The sequence below is a fragment of the Pseudothauera rhizosphaerae genome (genome assembly GCF_004801305.1).
GTDB classification, from domain to species: Bacteria; Pseudomonadota; Gammaproteobacteria; order Burkholderiales; family Rhodocyclaceae; genus Pseudothauera; species Pseudothauera rhizosphaerae.
In genome coordinates, this window is sequence record NZ_SSOD01000006.1 from 136,072 (window position 1) to 159,072 (window position 23,001).

Genomic DNA, 23,001 nt, shown 5'->3' on the forward strand with positions numbered 1-23,001 from the left:
CGGATCGTAACCGGTCGAACACCCCAGTCCGGCAGGCTCATTCCGTGAGCCTGCCACGGGACGACAATGCCCCTGCAATGGCAGGAAAGGAGAACAAGAACATGGCAAACACGCAACTCTTCGCATCCAGCCGGGGGCGCCTGCTACCGGCGGCCGATGCCGGCAACGAGGCGGGCGGCAGCGCGTACCGGCTGCCCGCCCCTGCCCGGCTCGCCCAGTATCTGATGACGGGGACGCTTAACGGCACCTTCTACGCCGACGCGGCGGCCCAGCTCGACGCGCTGCTCGGGCTGGCGGAAGAAGTCGACGCGGAATTCCTCGCCCGGGCGGCCATTTACGCCCGGCAGCGGGGATACATGAAGGACGTACCGGCGCTGATCGCCGCCATCCTGACGCGCAAGGACAGCCGCCTGGCGCGCATCGTCTTCGAGCGGGTCATCGACAACGGCCGCATGCTGCGCAACTTCGTGCAGATCGTGCGCTCCGGCCGGACCGGGCGGAAGTCGCTGGGCACCGCGCCCAAGCGGCTGGTCCAGCGCTGGCTTGAGCAGGCCGACGACCGCCGCCTGCTCAACGCCTCCGTGGGCAACCAGCCTTCGCTGGCCGACATCGTGAAGATGATGCATCCGCGCCCGGCGGACGCCACCCGCGAGGCCTTCTACGGCTGGCTGATCGGCAAGTCCGTCGACGAGAGCAGGCTGCCGGAGATCGTGCGCGCCTTCGAAGCGTTCAAGCGCGGCGAAGGCGCGATGCCGGACGCGGAGTTCCGCCTGCTGACCGGCGCGCCACTGAGCACGGCGCAATGGACGGACATCGCCCTGCGCGCGCCGTGGCAGATGACGCGCATGAACCTCAACACCTTCGCCCGCCACGGCGTGTTCGGCGGCGAGGCGGACGAGGTCGTCGCCCGCCGCCTGTGCGATCCGGAAGCGATCCGCCGGGCGCGCGCCTACCCGTACCAGTTGCTGGTGGCGCATGCCCAGGCCGTGCCCGAGGTGCCGGCGGTCGTGAAGCTGGCCTTGCAGGATGCGCTGGACGCCTCGCTCGCCAACGTGCCGGAACTGCCCGGCCGGACCTGGGTACTGGTGGATGTGTCGGGCTCCATGGGCTCGCCGGTCACCGGCTATCGCCGGGGTGCGACGACGGCGGTGCGCTGCGTGGATGTGGCGGGTCTGATCGCCGCGGCGGTGTTGCGCAGGAATCCGCTTGCCGGGGTGATCGCCTTCGATACCGCCGCGCGGATGCTGGATCTCAACCCGCGCGACAGTGTGGCGACCAACACCGGCCGGACCGCGGCGCAGCTCGGTGGCGGCACGGCCGTCTCCAGCGCCTTCGCCCTGCTGAACCGCGAGGCCGCGCAAGGCGACACCGTGATCCTCGTCTCGGACAACCAGTCCTGGGCGGATACGGGCAGAGGGCCGACGGAGACGATGCGCCAGTGGGAAGCGTTCCGCCAGCGCAATCGGGATGCCCGGCTGGCGTGCATCGACCTGCAGCCCTACGGCACCGTACAGGCCGCGCCGCGGGATGACGTGCTGCACGTAGGCGGCTTTTCAGACGCCGTTTTCGATCTGCTGGCGAGCTTCGCGGCCGGGCAGATGGGGGCGGATTTCTGGATCAAGGAGATTGATGAGGTGAAACTCGAAGAGGCTCACGGCGCGAATGCGGACGGGACTGCATCGGACTGATAATCCGTGGGCTCTGCCCGCGCACAACCCGTCGATTGTTGTCGCACCACCCTTTACGCAGCGAATGCCGTCGACACTACATCTCGATAACCGTGGGTCGGAGGTTCGAGTCCTCCCGCGATCCAGCGCACCGGATCGTGTGGCTCAGTCGGTAGAGCAACGGGGGCGCAAGCCCTGCGTGCCGGCAACCTTGTCGCTGCAATTTTTCGCGACGAATGCATTGGTCAATACATCCATAGCGCTCCAAACGCACCACTGCCATCCAGTGGATTGACCACCCTCTTGTCGTCGCACCCTTTTCGGGGCGAATGCCGTTTCGACTACATCCGACAGGCAGCACCGGCAGCATGGTCGGGAAACCGTGCGGGCATCCCTTCGGGGATGCCGGGAGCCGCCGGCAAAAGGCTCCCCGCCGGAACGATCTTGTCGCCCCACCCATTTGATACAGGGAGCAGTGTTTCATGCCCATTCGTGAAGTCATCGCCAGACAGCGCGTCCCGATCAAGATCTGGACCGAAGACATCGACGACAGGTCGCGGCAGCAACTGGCCAACATCGCCAGCCTGCCCTTCGTCCATCACCATGTCGCGGCTATGCCGGACGTGCACCTGGGCATAGGCGCGACCATCGGCTCGGTCATCGCCACCCACAGGGCGATCATTCCGGCGGCAGTCGGCGTGGATATCGGCTGCGGCATGGTGGCCTGCCGCCTGTCGCTGACGGCGAACGACATCGACGAGAAATCGCTGAAGAAGGTCTTCGACCAGATCAGCCGCGACGTGCCGGTCGGCCGCGCCCAGCACAAGGACGCGGACGTGCTGCTGCACGCGGCCATGCCCTTCGAGGCGCGCCTGGACAGGATGACGGAGAAGCATCCGCAACTGCTCAAGGCCTTCGGCAAGTTCTCCAAATGGATGAACCAGATGGGCACGCTGGGTGGCGGCAACCATTTCATCGAGGTCTGTCTGGATGAATCCGGCCAGGTCTGGGTGATGCTGCACTCGGGCAGCCGCGGCATCGGCAATGCGCTGGCGGATTACTTCATCCAGTTGGCGCGCGAGGACATGGAGCGCTGGATGATCCATCTGCCGGACAGGGATCTCGCCTATTTCCCCGAAGGCAGCGAGCACTTCGACGACTACGTCGAGGCGGTGAGCTGGGCGCAGGAATACGCGCTGCAGAACCGCGAGTGCATGGTCGATCTGGTGCTGAAGGCGCTGGGCCGCCATCTGCCGGAGTTCGACGTGACCAGCGAGGTGGTCAACTGCCACCACAACTACGTGGCGCAGGAAAACCACTTCGGCACCAACGTGTGGGTGACGCGCAAGGGCGCGATCCGCGCCCGCGAGGGCGATCTGGGCATCATCCCCGGCAGCATGGGGGCGAAGAGCTACATCGTGCGCGGCCTGGGCAATCCCGAGAGCTTCACGTCGAGCGCCCATGGCGCGGGCCGCCGCATGAGCCGGACCGCGGCGGAAAAGCTGTTCACCGCGGCCGACCTCGCGCGCCAGACCGACGGGGTGATCTGCCGCAAGGACAACGGCGTGGTGGACGAGATTCCCGGTGCCTACAAGGACATCGATACGGTAATGGAAAACCAGAAGGATCTGACCGAGACCCTGCACACGCTCAAGCAGGTGCTGTGCGTGAAGGGGTGAGCCGACGAGACTGCGGGGAAGCCCCCGCCCGCCCCCGGCGGATCACCCCTTGCGCCGGCGCGCGGCGAACTTCTCGCGGAACTTGGCCACCTTGGGCGCCACCACGTACTGGCAGTAGGGCAGGTCGGAGTGGCGCACGAAATACTCGTGGTGCTCGACTTCAGCGGGCCAGAAGGTGCCGGCGCGCTCCACCCTGGTGACGATGGCCGACGGGAAGATGCGCGCTTCACCCATCTCCTCGATCACCGCCAGCGCCTCGTGCAGTTGCGCGTCGCTGGTGGCGAGGATGATGGAGCGGTACTGGGCGCCGATGTCGTTGCCCTGGCGGTTGAGCGTGGTGGGGTCGTGGATGGTGAAGAAGATTTCCAGCAGGTCGCGGAAGCCGATGGCCACGGGGTCGTATTCGATGCGCACCACTTCGGCATGACCGGTGCCGCCTTCACAGACCTCGCGGTAGGTGGGTGCTTCCAGGTGGCCGCCGGCATAGCCGGAGGTCACGGCCCGTATCCCCTCCACCTCACGGAACACCGCCTCCAGGCACCAGAAGCAGCCGCCGCCGAGGATGGCGGTTTCGGTTACCGGGGTTGTCAGGTTCTCGTTCATGGCGTCCTCCTCTGTCGGGTCTGTTCTGATCTCGCAAGCTAAGACCGTGCCATCACGGAAGCATTCCGGCTCATCGGAAGGAAAATGTGTAATAGGCGTCGATGGCGTTGTCGGTGCCGCCGCGGGCCACCAGCGACACCCGCCGGCTGAGCTGGTAAGTGAGCTTGACCAGGCTTTCGGCGCCGCCCAGGCTCTGCTCGAAGGACAGGAAGACGTCCGAGGACAGCCGCTTGCCCAGCGTGAGCACCTGCCCCCCGACGGTGCCCCCGCCGTCCACGGCGGTGCCGCTGCCCACCACGCGGCTGGTGGCGCGGCGCGACACGCCGCCCACTTCGCCTTCGCCGATGGAGAATTCGTCGAAGCCCAGGCTGCGGGAGAGCTGGTCGGTCATGCCGCCGCCGGGGCCGCCGAGGAGCGCCTGCGCGGCGGGCAGCAGCAGGCCGAGGTCGGCACCGGCGGCGGCGTCCGGCGCGCGGCCGAGGACGATCCACGACAGCTTTTCCGGGTCCGGCACCGAGGGCTCCGACACCAGCCGCACCTGGGGCCGGCGTGCGGTGCCGACTACGGCCACGCCCGCTTCCACCGCCAGGCCCTTGCGCAGGGCGACGACGTTGAGGCCGGGATTGTCCAGCGCGCCCTGGAAGTTGATCAGGCCGCGCTCTATGGTCAGGTTCTGCCCATAGCCACGGAAGGTGCCGCCCGCGGTGGCGATGGTGCCGGTGGCGGCCAGGGGACGGCCATCGCTGCGGCGCAGGTGGAGTTCGCCGGTGAGGCGGGTATCCACACCCAGCGCCGACAGGTAGAGGTGGTCGCCGAGGGCCACGCGGATGTCGGCTTCCACACCCAGCCCGCCGCCGCTGGCGGGTTCGCGGCCGAGCACGACCACATCGTCGGACAGGCTGGGGGCCGGGGTGTCGGCGATTTCCACGTAGCCCGCATCGGCGCGGAAATCGGCGTCGAGACTGAGCGTGGTCCAGGTGGAACGGGCTTCACCCGTGCCGGACAGGATCAGCCAGCGGTCGGGGCGCTGCAGCAGCGGCAGGCGGTCGGCGCGGAAGGCGAAGTGCCCGGCGCCGCTGTCCAGCGCGATCTCGCCGCTCGCGGTGAGCGTGCCCGGCGTGGCGGTGAGCCGGTCCACCGGCGGGCGCGGATCGTGGGGGCGCACCCGGTTGGGGGAGACGAAGGCCAGGCGCGCGAGGCGCAGGCGGTCGCGGTCGAACTGGGCGGCGATCTCGCCGCCGGACAGGTGCAGGCCCTGGTCCACGAGGGCGATGGAGATGTCGCGCCCGGCGATGCGCCCGCTCGCCAGCGGATCGGCGGGCGTACCGGCCACGGTGAATTCGGCTTCCAGGCTGCCCGCGGTGTCCACGTTCTGCTGCATCAGCCGCCCCATCCAGGCGATGGACGGCATGGCGAGACGCGCCGAGCCGAGCAGTTCGCCGTCCGGCACCAGGCGCCAGCCGCCCGCGGGCGCACGCTCGGCCAGGGCGGTGGCCGAGCCGGACAGGGTGCCGAACTCGCTGCCGCGGGCGTCCAGCGACAGGGCCAAACGGTTGTCGCGGGCGGTGAGCCAGGCCTCGAAATGCTCCAGGCCCAGGCGGGTGCTGATCTCGCCGCTCACCTCCAGGTCGCCCGACTCCCGGTACAGGCGCAGTTCGCCTTCCACCGCGTCGGCCAGACGCAGGTCCCACTCCGCGCCCAGCACCAGTGCCCCCGGCCCGCGCCGCCGGCGGCCGTCGGCGCGCTGGTGCAGGCCGAAGGACAGCCCCGTCAGCGTGCCGCGCAGTTCCGCGGCCCGGGGCGTCCACAGGGTGCGCGCCAGGCGGATACTGCCCTGCCCGCCGGCATCCAGTTGCGCGGGGCCGAGTTCGACGCGCTCGGGGCCGGCCTGCAGGTCGGCGGGCTCGACCAGACGGGCCGGAAACACGCCCGTACTTTCCAGCCGGCTCAGTCGTCCGCGCCAGTGGAGCGCGGCGTTCCTGCCCTCGCCCTCGTGCAGGCCGCCGTCCAGCTCGGCCGTCACCGTGTCCTCGCCGCGCACGGCGGACAGGCCGACGCGATGAGTGCTCCGCGTACCCGCCGCGGCGAGGTGGGCGGTATCCAGCCAGGCGGCGCCTTCTCCATCCGCCGCGCCCAGGCCGGAGAGCCCGAGCGCCAACTGGAACGGCCCCTCCAGCCCGGCGTCGAGGCGGCCCTGCCCGTTGGCGCCGACCAGATACACGCCGCCCGGCAGCGTCAGGCGCTCGGCGAAGAGGGCGAACTCCCCCGCCGGTTCGGCGGGCGTGCCGGTCAGCATGGCCGACACGCCGAGCCGCCCGCCGAGGCCGAATCCCAGCGCGGCCAGCCGCGGCGCGTCCACCGCCACGTGCAGGCGGTCGCCGGGCGCGCCCCAGGCGCCGGCGAGCAGCACCCGGTTGCCGGCCAGCGCCAGCGCCAGGTCGGCATCCGTGAGCCGCGTGCCCTCCAGCTTCAGCCGCCCGCCGCCCGTGAACGCCTGGCCGGACAGTAGGCTGTCGGCCAGTTTGAGGTCCAGTTCGGCCCGCAGCGGATCGCCGAGCCGGCCGCGCGCCGCTGCGTCGAACCCCAGCCGGCCGGCCGGCAGTTCGGCCTGCACCCGCTGTGGGTCCAGGCCGCGCAGCGCGGCGGTGAGGTCGAACGCGGGCGCGGTGGCGTCGGCGCTGCCGTCCAACGCAAGACGGGCATCCAGCTTCGCGCCTTCCGCCTGCAGGCGCAGGGCGAGGTTCTGCTGCGCGCCGGCCGCCTCCGCGGTGACTTCGCCGGACACGGAGAGCTCCGGCAGGGCCGCATGCAGCAGGGCGGGGACGATGCGGGTCAGGGATATCTCGGCCTGCAGGCGGCCGGGGAGCAGGCTGGGCGGCGCGTCCTCCTCCCCTTCCTCCGCCGCGGGCGGCGGCGTCCAGGCGAGCCAGCCGGTCAGCCGGCCGTCGCCGGGCAGGAGGGCTTCGAGGGCATCGACCCGCGTCTGCCGGGTGTGCCAGTGCAGACGGCCCGCGATCCGGGTGAAGGGCAGGCGGTTCGCGTCCAAGGTGCCGGGCAGAGCGTTGTCCACGCTCAACGGCCCGGCCAGGGCCCATGCCTGTGCGGCATCGTCGCCGGGAGCCGCCGCTTCGCCCTGCAGGTCGGCGTTCAGGCGCAGCGCGGCCTGGGGCGCGCCTTCGACGAAGGCGGCCGGGTCCACCTCGCCGAGGGCGAGCTGCAGGCGACGCACCGGTACGGCGGCGAAGGGCGCGGCGAGCACGTCGGCCTGCCCGGCCAGGCCCTCGCCCTGGGCGTCGAGGCGCAGTCGCGGCGCGAGCAGGTCGCCGGCCAGCTCATAGCGCGCGGCGAAGGGGCGCTCGGCGAGCCGGCCTTCCACCCGCCCCAGGCCGGCCAGCGCGAAGGGCGCATCGCCCGCCAGCTCGAATTCTTCGAGCACCACGCGGACGCCCGGCAGATCGAGGGCGAGGTCCGCGACCCGGTGCCCCTCCGCTCCGCCCCGGGCGGTGCCGGAGATGTGCTCGACGGCGAAGAGCGGCGCGGCGTCGGCTTCCGCCTGCCAGGGCAGCACGGCCACACGGTCCACCTGCAGGCGGTCGAGGGCGAACGCGAACGGCAGGCGCAGCGATGCGGGGGGCGTGGGCGGCGCGGTGGACGGGCTTTCGTCCGGCGCGCTGGCGATGGCGAGTCCGGCCGCCGCCAGGCGGTCGATGTGCACGCGCCCGGACAGCAGCGCGGCCGGCTGCCAGTCGAACTGCAGTCCCTCGACGGCGACGCGCAGCGTGGGGTTGTCGAAGCGCAGGCTACCGACCGCCAGCGGGCCGAGCAGGCGACCGGAAGCCGCCGAAGCCGAGAACTGCCCGCCGCTGGCCCAACCCGCCAGGCGCAGGGCGGCGTGCAGGCCGGATTCGCTGCCCAGCAGCCACGCCAGCGCGAGCAGCGCGGCGACGGCGAGGCCGGCCGCGGCGAGCCAGGGGCGGCGCGCGGCGGGCGGGGTGGCGTCCTGCGTCCCGCCCACGATCCGTCAGCCGAACAGGGTGCGCAGGCCCTCGCCGGGGTCGTCGGCGCGCATGAAGGCTTCGCCGACCAGGAAGGCGTTGACCGCATGGGCGCGCATCAGCGCCACGTCGTCGGGGCGCAGGATGCCGGATTCGGTGACCACGATGCGCCCGGCCGGGATGCGTGCGAGGAGATCCAGCGTGGTCTGCAGGGAGACTTCGAAGGTGCGCAGGTTGCGGTTGTTGATGCCGACGAGCGGCGTGGCGAGCTGCAGCGCGAGGTCCAGCTCGGCGCCGTCGTGCACCTCCACCAGCACCCCCATGCCGAGGCGATGGGCGATGGTTTCCATCTCGCGCATCTCGGCCACGGACAGGGAAGCGGCGATGAGCAGGATGGCGTCGGCGCCCATGGCGCGCGCTTCGTACACCTGCCAGGGGTCCACCAGGAAGTCCTTGCGCAACACCGGCAGCGCGCAGGCGGCGCGGGCGGCCTGCAGGTATTCCGGCGCGCCCTGGAAGAACTGGCGGTCGGTCAGCACCGACAGGCAGGCCGCGCCGGCGGCCTCGTAGGAGGCGGCGATCTCGGCGGGACGGAAGTCCTCCCGCAGCACGCCCTTGGAGGGGCTGGCCTTCTTGATCTCGGCGATCACCGCGGGGCGGCCGAGGGCGATCTTGGCGCGCAGCGCGCCGACGAAGTCGCGGGCCGGCGGCTGGGCGGCGACGGCGCGCTCGATCCCGGCCTGGGGCACGGCGGCCCGGCCGGCGGCGACTTCCTCGCGCTTGACGGCGTTGATGCGCGCCAGGATGTCGCTCATGCAGCACTCCCGAACTGCTGCGTGAAGCGCACGAACTCGTCCAGCTTGGCGCGGGCCGCGCCGCTGGCGACGGTCTCCCGCGCGCGCAGGATGCCGGCGCCGATGGAATCCACCAGGTTGGCGGTGTAGAGCGCCACGCCGGCGTTGAAGATGACGATCTCGCGGGCCGGGCCGGGCTTGTTCTCCAGCGCGCCCAGCAGCACCTGGCGGGATTCCGCGGCGTCCTCCACGCGCAGGTTGCGCGTGCCGGCCATGGCCAGGTCGTAGTCCTCGGGGTGGATCTGGTACTCCGTCACCTCCCCGTCCTTCAGCTCGCCCACCAGCGTGGCCGCGCCCAGGCTGGCTTCGTCCATGCCGTCCAGGCCGTGCACGACCAGCACGTGGTTGGCGCCCAGGCGCTGCATCACGCGGGCCTGGATGCCGACCAGGTCGGGATGGAAGACGCCCATCAGCGTGTTGGGCGCGCCGGCAGGGTTGGTGAGCGGCCCGAGGATGTTGAAGAGGGTGCGCACGCCCATCTCGCGCCGCACCGGGGCGACGTTCTTCATCGCGGCGTGGTGGGCGGGGGCGAACATGAAGCCGACGCCGGTCGCTTCCACGCAGGCGGCGATCTGCTCGGGGGTGAGGTCGAGCCGGACGCCCAGCGCCTCCAGCACGTCGGCCGCGCCGGACTTGGACGACACGCTGCGCCCGCCGTGCTTGGCGACCCGCGCGCCGGCCGCGGCAGCGACGAAGATGGTGGCCGTGGAGATGTTGAAGGTGTGCGAGCCGTCGCCGCCGGTGCCGACCACGTCGAGGAAGTGGTCGTGGGGCGGGGCCACGCGCACCTTGAGCGAGAGCTCGCGCATCACCGTGGCCGCGGCGGTGATCTCGCCGATGGTCTCCTTCTTGACCCGCAGGCCGGTCAGGATCGCAGCGGTCATCACCGGGGAGATTTCGCCCGCCATGATCTGGCGCATCAGCGAGAGCATCTCGTCGAAGAAAATCTCCCGATGGTCGATGGTGCGCTGCAGGGCCTGCTGGGCGGTGATCGTCATTGCACGGTCTCCCGGGTCTGTTCGAGGAAGTTCCGGAGCAGGTCGTGGCCGTGCTCGGTGAGGATGGATTCGGGGTGAAACTGCACGCCCTCCACCGCCAAAGTCTTGTGGCGCACGCCCATGATCTCGCCGTCGTCGGTCCAGGCGGTGATCTCCAGGCAGTCCGGCAGGCTGGCGCGCTCGATGGCGAGCGAGTGGTAGCGCGTGCAGGTGAGCGGGTTGGGCAGGCCGCGGAACACGCCGGCGTCGATGTGATGCACGGGCGAGGTCTTGCCGTGCATCAGCTTCTGCGCATGCACGATGCGCCCGCCGAAGGCCGCACCGATGCTCTGGTGGCCCAGGCACACGCCGAGGATGGGGATTTTCCCCGCGAACTCGCGTATGGCCGGCACCGAGATGCCGGCCTCGGCCGGCGTACACGGGCCCGGGGAAATCACCAGGTGGTCCGGCTTCAGCAGCCCGATCTGTTCCAGGGTGATCTCGTCGTTGCGATACACCTTGACCTGCTCGCCCAGCTCGCCGAAGTACTGCACCAGGTTGTAGGTGAAGCTGTCGTAGTTGTCGATCATCAGCAGCATGGTTTGATACCCGCCTTGGTACCCGCATTTTCGCGCGCCGGGAAGACGCGCCGTACGGAAACCGCTGATTATACCCGCCGGGCTACCCACCGGCCTTTCCCGCGCCGCCGACACCCCGGGAGCCGTCCATGCCGGCATGACGAACGGCCCGAGGCCCGGATGACGTCTGCACCAATCCCCGGCAAGAAGGAAATATCGGCCTGCCGATGCCCATTCGAGGACCGAATCGATGCAACGATCAGCGGCGATATCAGAATGCCGATATGAGAACTTTCGGATCACGCCTCAAGGCGGCGCGCAAGGAGGCCGGACTGTCGCAGGCGCAGCTTGCCAGGACGGTGGGCATGTCGCAGGGCAACCTGTCCGACATCGAGAACAATCACGTTCCGACATCGACTTTCACCCCCAAGCTCGCTGCAGCGCTCGGCGTCGAAGCACTCTGGCTCGCGGAAGGGCGAGGCGGGAAGCGAAGGCCATGACAGGCCGTCCTACTATGCGGACCGAACGGCGTCAGTTCCCGTGCATAATCTCCCGGTATTCTTGGCCGAGGAAGTCATGGCGAAACGCTATGCGGACGAGTTCGTCTGGATCGCTCAGGAAGCCCTGGCCGGTCCGGGCGCCATGTCCGTTTCCAAGGGATTCCACGTGTGGATCGACCGCCTGGCCGAACACCGCGCGGGCGACATCGTGCTGGCGCGCATCGCGGGCGGCCCTCCCGTGCTGCGCCGGATCATCGCCGTCCAGGGCGCCGAGTACCTGACGACCGACGCCCCGGACAGCGCGCAGCCGCTCGATGGCAGTTGCGAACTGGTGGGCGTCGCTCTGACCTGCTATCCCCCTCCGCTCAAGCGCCCCAGGCACAAGCGCTGACCCCGTGCCCGGCGGCAAAGTGCCCTGAACCGGGCGCTTCATGCGAAATGCGTCACGCCAGAATATCGACACATCGATTTACACGAAATATCGTTAATGCGATATTTGCCTTTTCTGCCGTTTCGCTGCCGCAACTGCGGCAGGAAAGGAACCCCGATGCGAAGGCCGGTCCTGCCGCTGCCACTGAATCGAAGGCTGCAACTCAATTTCCTCGGCACCATCCGTCCGGAATACAAACCCGCGGGCTGCGACCTCTCGGAACCCGTCAGCGACGAGGCCATCGGCGCCCTGGACGCCCCCGACGCCATCCCCGCGGGGTCCGTATACCGTGCGCCCTCCAACGGCATGGTCATGCAGCGCAGCGTGCATCGGCCGGGCTGGTGATGGGCCACCCGCAGCGGCGGTACGAATCACGGGGCGATGCCGAACATTCGCCGCACCGCGGCCGGGTCGGCAACAGAGAAACCCAGTTGGACGAGGATGCCCGCCAGCCGCCCGACCTGCTCGGCGTTGCCGGCGAGCGGCGTGCCGTCGGCGGCAACGAGATTGTTCTCGAAGCCGACCCGGCAGTGCCCGCCGGCCAGCGCTGCCTGCACCACGCAGGCCAGTTCCTCGCCCCCGAAGGCGCACACGCCCCAGCGCCAGCCTTGGGGCAGGAAAGGCAGGTAGTTGAGGATGTCCGCGGGGCGGCTGACGGAACCGGCGTAGCGGCCGAGCACGATGAGCACGTACGGTTCGGCCTGGGGCAGCCAGCCATCCTCCCACCAGCGGCGCAGCACGGCGAGCTGTTCGGGGCTGTAGACGATGTACTGGGGCACGGTGCCGGCGGCGGCCGTGTCGGCGAGGAAGCCGCGCACTGTGGCGGTCTGGCCGGCGTCGTCCGGGTCCAGCAGCTCCTGCAGGTTGAAGGTGATCATCTCCGGCGCCAGCTCGCGCTGCACCCGCATCATGTCGGCCGGCGAGAAGATCCCCACCCGCTCGGTGGTGGGCTGCAGCACGATGTCGCAGGCTTCCCGCACCGCCGCCAGGGTGTCGCGGTAGCGCGCCGGGTCCAGGCTGTGGCGGCCATCGGCGTCGCGCACGTGCAGGTGCAGGATGGAGGCGCCGGCGGCGCGGCAGGCGCGCGCCTCGGTGACGATCTCGTCCAGCGTGAGGGGGATCGCGGCATGGTCGCCCTTGCCGCGGCGCGCGCCGTTGGGGGCGACGGTGATGGCCACCGGGACGCTCATGGCAGCATGGCCGCGGCGATCCTGTCGCGCAGCTTGTAGACCGTGGCGTCCAGGGACTTGACCAGCAGGTCCACCAGGCGTCCGATCTGCTGCTTGGTGATGATGAAGGGCGGCGCGATCAGTACGTGGTCGCCGCGGCGGCCGTCCAGCGTGCCGCCCATGGGATAGACGATGAGGCCGTTGGCGAAGGCAGTTTCGCCCAGCACGCGGTGGAAGCCCAGTTCCGGTTCGAAGGGCTGCTTGGTGGCGCGGTCGAGGACGAATTCGATGCCGACGAAGAGCCCCCGGCCGCGGATGTCCCCCACGTGCGGGTGGTCGAGCAGGGCCTCGCGCAGGCGGGCGATCAACTCCTCGCCCATCTTCCTGCTGCGCTCGATCAGCTTGTGCTGCTGGATGTACTTGATGACCGCCACGCCGGCCGTCGCCGCCAGCGGATGGCCCATGTAGGTGTGGCCGTGCTGGAAGATGTTGCGGCGGTTGTGGAAGGTGTCGACGATGTGGTCGTGCACCAGCGTGGCGCCGATGGGCACGTAGCCGGCGGCCAGGCCCTTGGCCAGGCAGATCATGTCCGGCACCACGCCGAACTGCTTGATGGCGAACCAGGAGCCGCAGCGCCCCAGGCCGGTCATGACCTCGTCGGCGATCAGGAGCACGTCGTAGCGGTCGCAGATCTCGCGGATGCGGCGGAAGTAGTTCTCGTGGGGCACCAGCGCGCCGGCGGTGGCGCCCACCACCGGTTCGGCGATGAAGGCGGAGACCTTCTCGGGGCCGACTTCGAGGATGGCGCGCTCCAGGTCGTCCGCGCACTCCAGCGCACAGTGGGCCGGGTCCTTGTCGAAGGGACAGCGGTAGCAGTAACAGGGCGCCACGCGCGGGCGCTGGTAGAGCATGGGCTCGTAGAGCGCGCGCCGCCAGCGGTTGCCGCCGGCGGCCAGCGCCCCCAGGGTGTTGCCGTGGTAGCTCTGCTCGCGGCCGATCACCATCCATTTTTCCGGCCGCCCCATCTGCACCCAGTAGGCGCGCGCCATCTTGATGGCGGATTCCACCGCCTCCGAGCCGCCGGAGACGAAATAGGCGTGGTTGAGCCCGCCCGGGGACAGGTCGGCGAGGAGTTCGGCCAGTTCTTCCTGCGGGGCGTTGGTGAACTGGCTGGTGTGGGCGAACTCCACCCGGTCGAGCTGGGCCTTGAGCGCGGCGACGATTTCCGGCACATCGTGGCCCAGCGCGGAAACCACCGCGCCGCCACAGGCATCCAGGTAGCGCTTGCCCTTCTGGTCGAACAGGTAGGCGCCCTCCCCGCGCGCGATCACCGGATAGACGGTGAAGGGGTTGCGGTAGAAGACGTGGGTGTCCTCGTTCATGCCGGTCTCCTTGCGGTGCGGGGCGCGCCCGCTGCGCGGGATCAGTCGATGCGGGTGTCCAGCCCGGCCTCGGCCATCTCGGCGGCGCGCAACTGGGCGCGGGCCTTGTTGCGGGTCTCCTGCCATTCGAATTCGGGGTCGGAATCGGCCACGATGCCCGCGCCGGCTTGGACGTGGAGCTGGCCGTCCTTGATCACCGCGGTGCGGATGGCGATGGCCAGGTCCATGTCGCCGTGGAAGCCGATGTAGCCCGCGGCACCCGCGTAGATGCCGCGCTTGACCGGCTCCAGTTCGTCGATGATCTCCATGGCCCGCACCTTGGGCGCGCCCGACACGGTGCCGGCCGGGAAGCTCGCCCGCAGTACGGCCAGCGCGTTGAGCCCTTCCTTGAGCTTCGCCTCCACGTTGGAGACGATGTGCATGACGTGGGAGTAGCGCTCGATGGCGAACTGCTCGGTCACCCGCACGCTGCCCACCTCGGCCACCCGGCCGGCGTCGTTGCGCCCCAGGTCCAGCAGTTGCAGATGTTCGGCGCGCTCCTTCTGGTCGGCCAGCAGATCCCGCTCCAGGGCCAGGTCTTCTTCCGGGGTGGCACCGCGCTTGCGGGTGCCGGCGATGGGGCGCACGGTCACCTGGCCGTCCTCCAGGCGCACCAGGATCTCCGGCGAGGCGCCGACGACGTGGAAGTCGTCGAAGTGGAAGTAGAACATGTAGGGCGAGGGGTTCAGGGTGCGGATGGCCCGGTACTGGGCCAGGGGGCTGGCGCCGAAGGGCTTGCTCATGCGCTGGGACAGCACCACCTGCATGACGTCCCCGTCCACGATGTACTGCTTGGCGCGCCGCACCGCATCCTTGAAGGCTTCCTCGCCGAAGCTGGAGACTTCCGGCTGGGACTCGCAGCGGGTCTCCGCGGGAATCTGCACGGGGGCACGCAGGCGGGCGAGGAGTTCCTTGAGGCGCTTCTGGGCGCGCTTGTAGGCGCCGGGCACCTCCGGCTCCGCATACACCACCAGGGTGAGTTTGCCGGAGAGGTTGTCCACGATGGCGATCTCTTCGGAGAGCAGCAGCACGATGTCCGGCGTGCCGACGGGGTCTTCCTTCTCCGTCCGGCCCAGGCGCGGCTCGATGTAGCGCACCGTGTCATAGCCGAAGCAGCCCACCAGGCCGCCGGCGAAGCGCGGCAGGTGGTCGCGCGGCGGCACCTTGATACGCTCCATGAACTCGGCGACGAAGTTGAGCGGGTCGCCGTAGTCGCGCCGCTCCACCAGGCGGTTGCCCGTGAGCAGCAGCGCGGAGCGGCCGTACACCTCGATGCGGGTGGGCGAGGCGAGGCCGATGAAGGAATAGCGCCCGAAGCGCTCGCCGCCCTGCACGGATTCGAGCAGGTAGGTCCACGGCTCGTTGGCGAGCTTCAGGTAGATGGAGAGCGGGGTGTCGAGATCGGCGAAGGTCTCGAGGGTGACCGGAATGCGGTTGTAGCCCTGGGCGGCCAGGGCGTTGAATTCTTGCTCGCGCATGGAGACTCCACGGAAGGCGGTGCGGTACGGACGGGCGGTGGTTGCGGGTGCGGCGCCGGGGCGGCCCCGGCCACCCGCTGCGGGTGGGTGCGTTTATCGGCCCGCAGGCCACCAGCGCCAGCCCTGGCGGGCGGCGTGGTCGGGAAGCCTGATGCTGTTGTCCGAAGCCCGGTCTGTGGGAGTCACGATGCGGTCCGGCGGGAGGGTGGCGAAAATGGAAAGATTGTGCGGGCGGACCGGCCGAATCCCTTGTGCTACAAGGGTTGCAGGCGGTCCAGCGCCTCGAGTGCGGTCGATAGTAGCCCATCGCAATCGATGCTGTCCACCGGCATACCCTCGCTGTATCCGTAGCTCACCAGCAGCACCGGCATGCCCGCCGCGCGGGCGGCCAGCGCGTCGTTGGCCGAGTCGCCGATCATCACCGAACGGTTCGCCGCGACGCCCAGCAGTTCGCAGCCGTGGAAGAGCATCGCGGGGTCGGGTTTCTTCACCGGCAGGGTATCGCCGGCCACCACCGCGCCGAAGTACGCGACCAGCCCCATGCGTTCGAGCAGCGGAAAGGTGAAGGCCTCGGCCTTGTTGGTCACCACCGCCAGCCTGCGGCCCTGGGCGCGCAGGATTTCCAGGGTGTCGAGCACGCCGGGGTAGATGCGGGTGTGGCTGCCGTTGACCGCGCCGTAATGGCGGCGGAACACCGGCAGCGCGGCTTCGATCTCGGCCTCGGTGGCGGAGGCGTCCTCGGTGAGGCAGCGCCGCACCAGGTTGGGAAAACCCTTGCCGACGAAGCTGTGGATTTCCGCCAGCGAACGCCGCGGGCGGCCCAGTTCGGCCAGCATGCGGTTGGCGCCTTCGGCCAGGTCGGCGATGGTGTCCAGCAGCGTGCCGTCCAGGTCGAACAGCACCCCGTCGGCGGGATAGCGCAGGGCACTCATCGCGGGCCGCTGCCGGCCAGCGCGGCGCGCAGGGCGGCGATCACCGAGTCGTAGCGGTGGGGGTCCTCGGCCCGGCCCGCGCCGAACACCGCCGACCCGGCGACGAAGGTGTCCGCGCCCGCCGCGGCGATCTCGGCGATGTTGTCCACCTTCACCCCGCCGTCGATCTCCAGCAGGATGCGCCGCCCGCTCTTGGCCTCGTAGGCGTCCAGCTTCTCCCGCGCCGCGCGCAGCTTGGACAAGGTTTCGGGGATGAACTTCTGCCCGCCGAAGCCGGGGTTCACGCTCATCAGCAGCACCACGTCGAGCTTGTCCATGACGTGGTCCATCCAGTTCAGCGGCGTGGCCGGGTTGAACACCAGGCCGGCCTGACAGCCGGCGTCGCGGATCAGCCCCAGGCTGCGGTCCACGTGTTCGGAGGCTTCCGGGTGGAAGGTGATGACGTTGGCGCCGGCCTTGGCGAAGTCCGGGATGATGCGGTCCACCGGCTTGACCATCAGGTGCACGTCGATGGGGGCGGTGACGTGGGGGCGGATGGCCTCGCACACCAGCGGGCCGATGGTGAGGTTGGGCACGTAATGGTTGTCCATCACGTCGAAATGGATCCAGTCGGCGCCGGCGGCGATGACGTTCCTGACCTCCTCGCCCAGGCGGGCGAAATCGGCGGACAGGATGCTGGGGGCGATGCGGAACATGGGGAGACTCCGGGCGGGGTTCAGCGCGGAATTCTATCCCGAAGCGCGCGCCGGCTTCAGCGCATGCACACCTTGCGCACCTGGGCGAGGTCGGTGATGCCGGCGAGCACCTTTTCGATGCCGTCCTGACGCAGCGTGCGCATGCCCTGCTCCAGCGCCCGGGCGAACAGTTCCCTGACGTGGGCGCGCTCCTGCACGAGTTGGCGGATCGCGTCGGTGCCGATCATCAGTTCATGCAGGCCCACGCGGCCGCGGTAGCCCTTGTTGCACTCCTGACAGCCGACCGGCCGGTACAGCGTGAAGCGGCCCTGTTCGTCCGCCCAGTTCGCGCGCCATTCGGACAGCACGCGGACGCGGGCCACGTGGGGGTCCTCCTGAAACTCGGGGGTCAGGTGCATGTCGGCACAGTATTCGTCCAGCAGGTGGCCGATTTCGGCCTCGTCCGGATGGTAGGCTTCCCGGCACTGGGTGCACAGCCGCCGCGCCAGGCGCTGGGCCAGCACGCCGAGCAGGGCATCGGAGAAGTTGAAGGGGTCCATGCCCATGTCGAGCAGGCGGACGATGGATTCCGGCGCGCTGTTGGTGTGCAGCGTGGTCAGCACCAGGTGGCCGGTCAGCGAAGCCTCGATGCCGATGGACATGGTCTCCTGGTCGCGCATTTCGCCGACCATGATGATGTCCGGGTCGGCGCGCAGGAAGGCGCGCATCAGCACGGCGAAATCCAGCCCGGCCTTGCGGTTGACCTGCACCTGGCGCAGCCCCTTCTGGGTGATTTCCACCGGGTCCTCGGCGGTCCATATCTTTGCCTCGGGCGTGTTCAGGAACCCCAGGATGGAATGCAGCGTGGTGGTCTTGCCCGAGCCGGTGGGGCCGCAGACGAAGAAGATGCCGTAGGGCTGGCTGATGACTTCGCGCAGGCGGGCGTGATTGGCGGACGAGAGGCCGAGCCTGTCCAGCGGAATGGGCTCGTTGCTGGCCAGGATGCGCATCACCACGTCCTCGGTGCCGCCCGCGGTGGGCAATGTGGCCACGCGCAGCTCGATGTCCAGCGGGGCGTACTTGCGGAAGCGGATCTTGCCGTCCTGCGGCCGGCGGCGCTCGGAGATGTCCAGGTCGCACATGATCTTGATGCGCGTGACGAGCGGGTTGCGGTAGCTCGCCGGCACCTCTATGTAGGGCACCAGTGCACCGTCGCGGCGGAAGCGGATCAGGGTCTTGTCCTTGCCGGGGCGCGGTTCGATGTGGATGTCGGAGGCGCCCTGGCGGTGGGCGTCGATGATGATCTTGTTCACCAGCTTGACGAGTTCGTTGTCGACCGCGGCATTGACGTCGTCGCTGATCGAAGCCTCGTGCTCCTCCTCCGCCAGGTCGGAGAGCAGGTCGTCCACCGAGGCCGCGTCCAGCGAGGACTCGAAGAACTGGTTCACCGTGCGCTCGAACTCGTCGCGCGTGGTGACGCGGAAGGCCAGCCGCGCACGCGGGAATACGTTGTTGGCGATGCGCGAGGTGCGAATCTGCTCCGGGTCTACGGCCATGATGACCAGCCCCTCGCGGGCTTCCTCCAGCGGCAGCCAGTGGGTCTGCTGCACGTACTCGCGCTTGATGTGGCGCAGCAGGTCCATGGGCTTGATGCGATCGGCCCGGTAGGGCTCGTAGGGCACGCCGTAGAAGCGCGCCGCCGCCTCGCCCAGCTCCCCATGGGACAGGCCGTAGTCGTCGATCAGCATGCGCTCCGTGGACATGCCCTGCTCGCGGGCGAGCCGGGTGGCTTCGCCGAGCTCATCGACGGTGACGCGGCCGTCGGCCACCAGCCCATCGAAGCGCGAGCGCAACGCCGCCGGCGCGGTCCTGTGCTTGGCGAAGGCCACGCCGAGCGCCTGCACCAGACCGAGCAGGCCTTCCTCGGCAACCGTGGAGAAGCGCCCGCCATCCTTGGCGTTCATGAACTGGATGACACCTTCGAGCTGGCCGCTCTCCGGTTCGACGATGGGGGCGGCGAGCATCGCCTGGGTGTGGAAACCCGAGCGCTCGTCCACGTCCTTGCGGAAGTGCAGCGCGGGCGACAGGGCGTGCAACTCGTCCTCGTCGTACACGTCGGCGATGTTGACCAGGGTGCGGCGGCAGGCGACGTAGCCGGCGATGCTCTGCTCGTCGATGGGCAGGCGGATGTTGCGCACGGCGCGCAGGCCGATCTTGACCTTGGTCACGATGGCGTCGCCGCCGTCGTCCAGCGTGTAGATGCTCAGGCGCTCGGCATCGAACAGGGCGCAGATGTCGCTGGCCAGCTCGAAGACGATCTGGTCGATGTCGAGGGCCGAGTGAATGCGGTTGGTGATCGCCTGCAGGCCCTTGAAAAAGGCGAGGCGCCGGGACACGTCGCCGCCCGCAGCCGTTCTGGTATGGGATGCATTCATGCGCGTTCCTGCCTTGTTGGGGCGCCGCACCCGGTGCATCGGCACACCGCCCGGCGACGATACGGAAAGTGGACCGTGCCCGCCCTGCCGGGTTCAGAACGCCAGCACCTGCCCCTGTTCGAGCGCGCGCGGCCGCAGGCGGCCGCGGTAGCCATCGAGCTGCGCCATGATGCGCTCGCCGACGCCCGGCTTGAGGTGGCTGACATGGACCTGCGGCGACACGGTGATCTCGTCCAGCATCGCCGCCAGCAGGTTCGGGCACAGGTGGCGCGAGGCGAGCGCCAGGCCGTGCTGCTCGTCGGGGAAGGCGGTCTCCACGATCAGGTGGCGCAGCGCGGGCTGCTGGTTGATGGCCGCGATCAAGGGCTTGCTGTAGGTGGTGTCGCCCGTATAGAGCAATTGGCCGGCGCCGCTGTCCAGGCAGTAGCCGACGGCGGGCACCGTATGGTGCGCCGGCACCGAGGTGATCGCCCGCCCGCCCAGGCGCACGCGCTCGCCGACCTTGATGGACTGAAAGCGCAGGTAGGGGCGATGGCGGTTGGGGATGGCGGTGAAATCCGGCCAGATCAGCCAGTTGAAGATGTGCGAGCGCAGGATGCGGATGGTTTCCGGGGTGCCGTAGACGGTGAGCGGAAAATGGCGCGCTTCGCCGACGGAATCCACCAGCAGCGGAATGGAGGCGATGTGGTCCAGGTGGGCGTGGGTGACGAAGACGTGGTCGATCGCCCGCAGCGCATCCAGTTCGAGGTCGCCGACGCCGGTACCGCAGTCGAGCAGGATGTCGCCATCGACCAGAAAGCCCGTGGTCCGCGACCTGGCTCCGCCGATGCCACCACTACAGCCGAGTACCGTCAGTTCCATGCGGGAATTCCACCAGCCGGCTCGCGGCCGGTCGAAAGGCTGCACGCCACACCGGCACCAAGCCTAACACCGGCGTCCCGCGTCATGGGCTGCACAAAATCACACCCGTGGCCATCTCCGGCACAGCACTTCAGGCGCGCAGGAAGAACTCCATCTTGATCCCCGCGATCTCGATGATGTCGTGGTCTTCCAGGCGGCGCGCCTGGGCATCGAGGGTGCCGCCGTTGACGGTGGGGAAGGTCGCGCCTTCCACGTGGGTGATGTAGTAGCCGTGCGGGCGGCGCGTGATCACCGCGACCTGGTTGCCCGGCTTGCCCAGCGTGGTCAGGGACTTGGTCAACACCAGCTCGCGTCCGGCGTTGGCCCCGCTCAGCACCTGGATGATGCCGGTGGGCAACTCGGACGCAGCCGCCTCGTCGCCGCGCTCCAGCGCCTCGGGAGTGAACACCTGGGTGGCGGTGTGGGTGCGCTCCGCAGTGGGCGTGAACGCGTCCACCTCCGGCCTGCCGATGGTGTTGACGGTGCCGGTGGCGATCAGGTCGAAGGAACCCAGGCCGGAGGGCGTCGCATCCACGAGGAACTTGAGGCGGTACTTGCCCAGTTCGATCACGTCGTGATTCTTGAGCACGTGCTTCTTGACCTGCTGCCCGTTCACGTACGTGCCGTTGGTGCTGTTGAGGTCTTCGAGGAAGGCGTCGTTGAGAATGCTGACGATCACCGCGTGATGGCCGCTGATGGCCAGATTGTCGATCTGGATGTCATTGTCCGGTTTGCGGCCGATGGTGGTTTTCTCCTTCTTGAGAATGACCTCCTTGAGCACCAGACCGTCCATACTGAGGATCAACTTCGGCATCGCCCTTCACCCATTCATTCATTCCGGCCCGGACCTGCGCCGGGCCACCCGCGCATGCGCGCGCTTCAGTTCACCGCGCAGGCCAGCACCACGGTGACGTTATCCCGTCCGCCGGCCGCATTGGCGAGCGCCACCAGTGCCGCCGCGCGCTCGTCGAGACTCCGGTCGCCGGCCAGCGCAGCGGCGATCACGTCGTCGCCGACCATGTCGGTCAGACCGTCCGAGCACAGCAACAGCAGGTCACCCGCCTGCAGGTCGGTGTGCGCCACTTCGACCTCCACGTCCGGCGCCACACCCAGCGCCCGCGTGAGCATGCCACGAAACGGCGCCTTGCTGGCCTGCTCCGCGGAAATCATGCCCCCATCGACCAGTTCCTGCAACATGGTGTGGTCATGGGTGAGCTGTTCCAGCGCACCACCGCGATAGCGGTACAGGCGCGAATCGCCCACGCCCGCGAACACCAGCCCGTCCGCATCCGCCACCAGGGCCACCAGGGTCGCCCCCATGCCGAGAAAGCCGCGTTCGCGGGCGGCCGCGTCGAGCACGGCGGAATTCGCACCGTTCACCGCCGCGAGCATCCCCTGTTCGCAATCGCCGTCCCCCGCCGCTTCGGCGAAATGGCGCTCCATCTCGCTGCAGAAGGTATCGACCACGATGCGGGCCGCCACGTCGCCGCCGCGATGCCCGCCCATGCCGTCGGCCAGCACCGCATAGGCGCGCTCCGGCACGATCCGGAACGCGTCCTCGTTGCGCGTACGCTGGCGGCCGATGTCACTGAGCGCGGCCCAGCGAACACCGAGGGAAGAGGCTGGCATCCGATACTCCCGGACAGGCTGGCAGCCGGAGGAACGAGGCATGCTGGGGCTCCGGCACATGCGCCGCATTCTAGCAGCGGGCGCGACGGGCTGTCGCGCGCACTGCGCGAACTGTGCCGCGGCGGGAGCAAAAAAAGGCGCCGGTTTCCCGGCGCCCTTTCCAGCCAGCGTGCGCTGCGTTTACAGCAGGGACTTCAGCAGCTTGCCCATCTCGGACGGGTTGCGCGTCACCTTGAAGCCGCAGTCTTCCATAATGGCGAGCTTGGAATCGGCCGTGTCGGCACCGCCGGAGATCAGCGCGCCGGCGTGGCCCATGCGCTTGCCGGCCGGCGCGGTGACGCCGGCGATGAAGCCGACCACCGGCTTCTTCATGTTGGCCTTGCACCACTGGGCGGCTTCCGCTTCGTCCGGACCGCCGATCTCGCCGATCATGATCACCGCGTCGGTGTCCGGATCGTCGTTGAAGGCCTGCATCACGTCGATGTGCTTGAGGCCGTTGATCGGGTCGCCGCCGATGCCGACCGCGGAGGACTGGCCCAGGCCCAGCTCGGTGAGCTGCGCCACGGCTTCATAGGTCAGCGTGCCGGAGCGGGACACGACGCCGATGCGGCCCTTGCGGTGGATGTGGCCCGGCATGATGCCGATCTTGATCTCGTCCGGGGTGATGAGGCCCGGGCAGTTGGGCCCCAGCAGCAGGGTCTTCTTGCCGCCGGCGGCTTCCTTGGCCTTCATCTTGTTGCGCACGACCAGCATGTCGCGCACGGGAATGCCTTCGGTGATGCAGATCGCGAGATCCAGGTCGGCTTCGACCGCTTCCCAGATCGCATCGGCCGCGCCCGCGGGCGGCACGTAGATCACCGACACGGTGGCGCCGGTGGCCTGCCTGGCGTCCTTGACCGAGGCGTAGATGGGCACGTCGAAGATCTTCTCGCCGGCCTTCTTCGGGTTCACGCCGGCCACGAAGCAGTTCTTGCCGTTGGCGTACTCGATGCACTTCTCGGTGTGGAACTGGCCGGTCTTCCCGGTGATGCCCTGGGTGATGACCTTGGTGTCCTTGTTGATCAGGATGGACATTCGCAA

Annotated in this window: 20 protein-coding genes; 5 read left to right on the forward strand and 15 right to left on the reverse strand. The window is 69.2% G+C overall.

The window, feature by feature from the left end; genetic code table 11:
• Nucleotides 1-101: 101 nt before the first annotated feature.
• A complete protein-coding gene (locus E6O51_RS09435; RefSeq protein WP_136384735.1) occupies nucleotides 102-1,688 on the forward strand; it encodes a TROVE domain-containing protein in 1,587 nt (528 codons plus the stop codon).
• Between the two features lie 461 nt (nucleotides 1,689-2,149).
• Nucleotides 2,150-3,346 (forward strand): RtcB family protein, encoded by a 1,197-nt coding sequence (locus E6O51_RS09440; protein ID WP_136384736.1) that lies wholly within the window; start codon nucleotides 2,150-2,152, stop codon nucleotides 3,344-3,346.
• Nucleotides 3,347-3,388: 42 nt separating this feature from the next.
• Here the strand turns inward: E6O51_RS09440 and msrA are convergent, their stop codons facing one another.
• The 5 genes from msrA to E6O51_RS09465 form a co-directional block, all read right to left on the reverse strand.
• A complete protein-coding gene (msrA, locus tag E6O51_RS09445) occupies nucleotides 3,389-3,949 on the reverse strand; it encodes a peptide-methionine (S)-S-oxide reductase MsrA (RefSeq protein WP_136384737.1) in 561 nt (186 codons plus the stop codon).
• Between the two features lie 70 nt (nucleotides 3,950-4,019).
• Complete coding sequence (locus E6O51_RS09450; RefSeq protein ID WP_230976750.1) at nucleotides 4,020-7,964, reverse strand: translocation/assembly module TamB domain-containing protein; 3,945 nt, start codon at nucleotides 7,962-7,964, stop codon at nucleotides 4,020-4,022.
• 6 nt (nucleotides 7,965-7,970) lie between these two features.
• The gene (gene trpC / locus E6O51_RS09455; protein WP_136384738.1) at nucleotides 7,971-8,759 is read right to left on the reverse strand and encodes an indole-3-glycerol phosphate synthase TrpC; all 789 of its coding nucleotides are present in this window, start codon (nucleotides 8,757-8,759) and stop codon (nucleotides 7,971-7,973) included.
• Nucleotides 8,756-9,796: an anthranilate phosphoribosyltransferase gene (gene trpD, locus E6O51_RS09460; protein ID WP_136384739.1), complete on the reverse strand. Its 1,041-nt coding sequence runs from the start codon at nucleotides 9,794-9,796 to the stop codon at nucleotides 8,756-8,758. The genes trpC and trpD overlap by 4 nt, the downstream gene beginning before the upstream one ends.
• Nucleotides 9,793-10,374 carry an aminodeoxychorismate/anthranilate synthase component II gene (locus E6O51_RS09465; RefSeq protein WP_136384740.1) on the reverse strand — a complete coding sequence of 194 codons (582 nt, stop codon included), beginning with the start codon at nucleotides 10,372-10,374 and terminating at the stop codon, nucleotides 9,793-9,795. The genes trpD and E6O51_RS09465 overlap by 4 nt, the downstream gene beginning before the upstream one ends.
• Nucleotides 10,375-10,637: 263 nt before the next feature.
• Here E6O51_RS09465 and E6O51_RS09470 point away from each other — a divergent pair, with 263 nt between their 5' ends.
• The 3 genes from E6O51_RS09470 to E6O51_RS09480 all read left to right on the forward strand — a co-directional run bounded on the left by E6O51_RS09470 (nucleotide 10,638) and on the right by E6O51_RS09480 (nucleotide 11,628).
• Nucleotides 10,638-10,853 carry a helix-turn-helix domain-containing protein gene (locus E6O51_RS09470; RefSeq protein WP_168735240.1) on the forward strand — a complete coding sequence of 72 codons (216 nt, stop codon included), beginning with the start codon at nucleotides 10,638-10,640 and terminating at the stop codon, nucleotides 10,851-10,853.
• 76 nt (nucleotides 10,854-10,929) lie between these two features.
• Nucleotides 10,930-11,244, forward strand: coding sequence for a S24/S26 family peptidase (locus E6O51_RS09475; RefSeq protein ID WP_136384742.1), 315 nt, complete (start codon nucleotides 10,930-10,932; stop codon nucleotides 11,242-11,244).
• 156 nt (nucleotides 11,245-11,400) lie between these two features.
• Nucleotides 11,401-11,628 (forward strand): hypothetical protein, encoded by a 228-nt coding sequence (locus E6O51_RS09480; protein WP_136384743.1) that lies wholly within the window; start codon nucleotides 11,401-11,403, stop codon nucleotides 11,626-11,628.
• Nucleotides 11,629-11,654: 26 nt separating this feature from the next.
• Here the strand turns inward: E6O51_RS09480 and E6O51_RS09485 are convergent, their stop codons facing one another.
• From E6O51_RS09485 to sucD, 10 genes are all read right to left on the reverse strand, one after another.
• Complete coding sequence (locus tag E6O51_RS09485; RefSeq protein WP_136384744.1) at nucleotides 11,655-12,473, reverse strand: BKACE family enzyme; 819 nt, start codon at nucleotides 12,471-12,473, stop codon at nucleotides 11,655-11,657.
• The gene (locus tag E6O51_RS09490) at nucleotides 12,470-13,834 is read right to left on the reverse strand and encodes an aspartate aminotransferase family protein (protein WP_136384745.1); all 1,365 of its coding nucleotides are present in this window, start codon (nucleotides 13,832-13,834) and stop codon (nucleotides 12,470-12,472) included. The genes E6O51_RS09485 and E6O51_RS09490 overlap by 4 nt, the downstream gene beginning before the upstream one ends.
• Before the next feature lie 41 nt (nucleotides 13,835-13,875).
• Nucleotides 13,876-15,351, reverse strand: coding sequence for an anthranilate synthase component I (trpE, locus tag E6O51_RS09495; RefSeq protein ID WP_136384746.1), 1,476 nt, complete (start codon nucleotides 15,349-15,351; stop codon nucleotides 13,876-13,878).
• 254 nt (nucleotides 15,352-15,605) lie between these two features.
• Nucleotides 15,606-16,283, reverse strand: a complete 678-nt coding sequence (locus E6O51_RS09500) for a phosphoglycolate phosphatase (RefSeq protein WP_136384747.1) — start codon at nucleotides 16,281-16,283, stop codon at nucleotides 15,606-15,608.
• Entirely contained in the window at nucleotides 16,280-16,978 is a 699-nt protein-coding gene (gene rpe / locus E6O51_RS09505; RefSeq protein WP_136384748.1) for a ribulose-phosphate 3-epimerase, read from the reverse strand. Before rpe ends, E6O51_RS09500 begins: the two co-directional genes overlap by 4 nt.
• 56 nt (nucleotides 16,979-17,034) lie before the next feature.
• Nucleotides 17,035-19,392: a GspE/PulE family protein gene (locus E6O51_RS09510; protein ID WP_136384749.1), complete on the reverse strand. Its 2,358-nt coding sequence runs from the start codon at nucleotides 19,390-19,392 to the stop codon at nucleotides 17,035-17,037.
• Nucleotides 19,393-19,485: 93 nt separating this feature from the next.
• Nucleotides 19,486-20,253, reverse strand: coding sequence for a 3',5'-cyclic-nucleotide phosphodiesterase (locus E6O51_RS09515; protein ID WP_136384750.1), 768 nt, complete (start codon nucleotides 20,251-20,253; stop codon nucleotides 19,486-19,488).
• Between the two features lie 130 nt (nucleotides 20,254-20,383).
• Entirely contained in the window at nucleotides 20,384-21,106 is a 723-nt protein-coding gene (locus E6O51_RS09520; RefSeq protein WP_136384751.1) for an FHA domain-containing protein, read from the reverse strand.
• A 65-nt stretch (nucleotides 21,107-21,171) separates the two neighbouring features.
• A complete protein-coding gene (locus tag E6O51_RS09525; protein ID WP_230976751.1) occupies nucleotides 21,172-21,921 on the reverse strand; it encodes a Stp1/IreP family PP2C-type Ser/Thr phosphatase in 750 nt (249 codons plus the stop codon).
• Nucleotides 21,922-22,101: 180 nt separating this feature from the next.
• A complete protein-coding gene (sucD, locus tag E6O51_RS09530; protein WP_136384753.1) occupies nucleotides 22,102-22,995 on the reverse strand; it encodes a succinate--CoA ligase subunit alpha in 894 nt (297 codons plus the stop codon).
• Nucleotides 22,996-23,001: the final 6 nt, after the last annotated feature.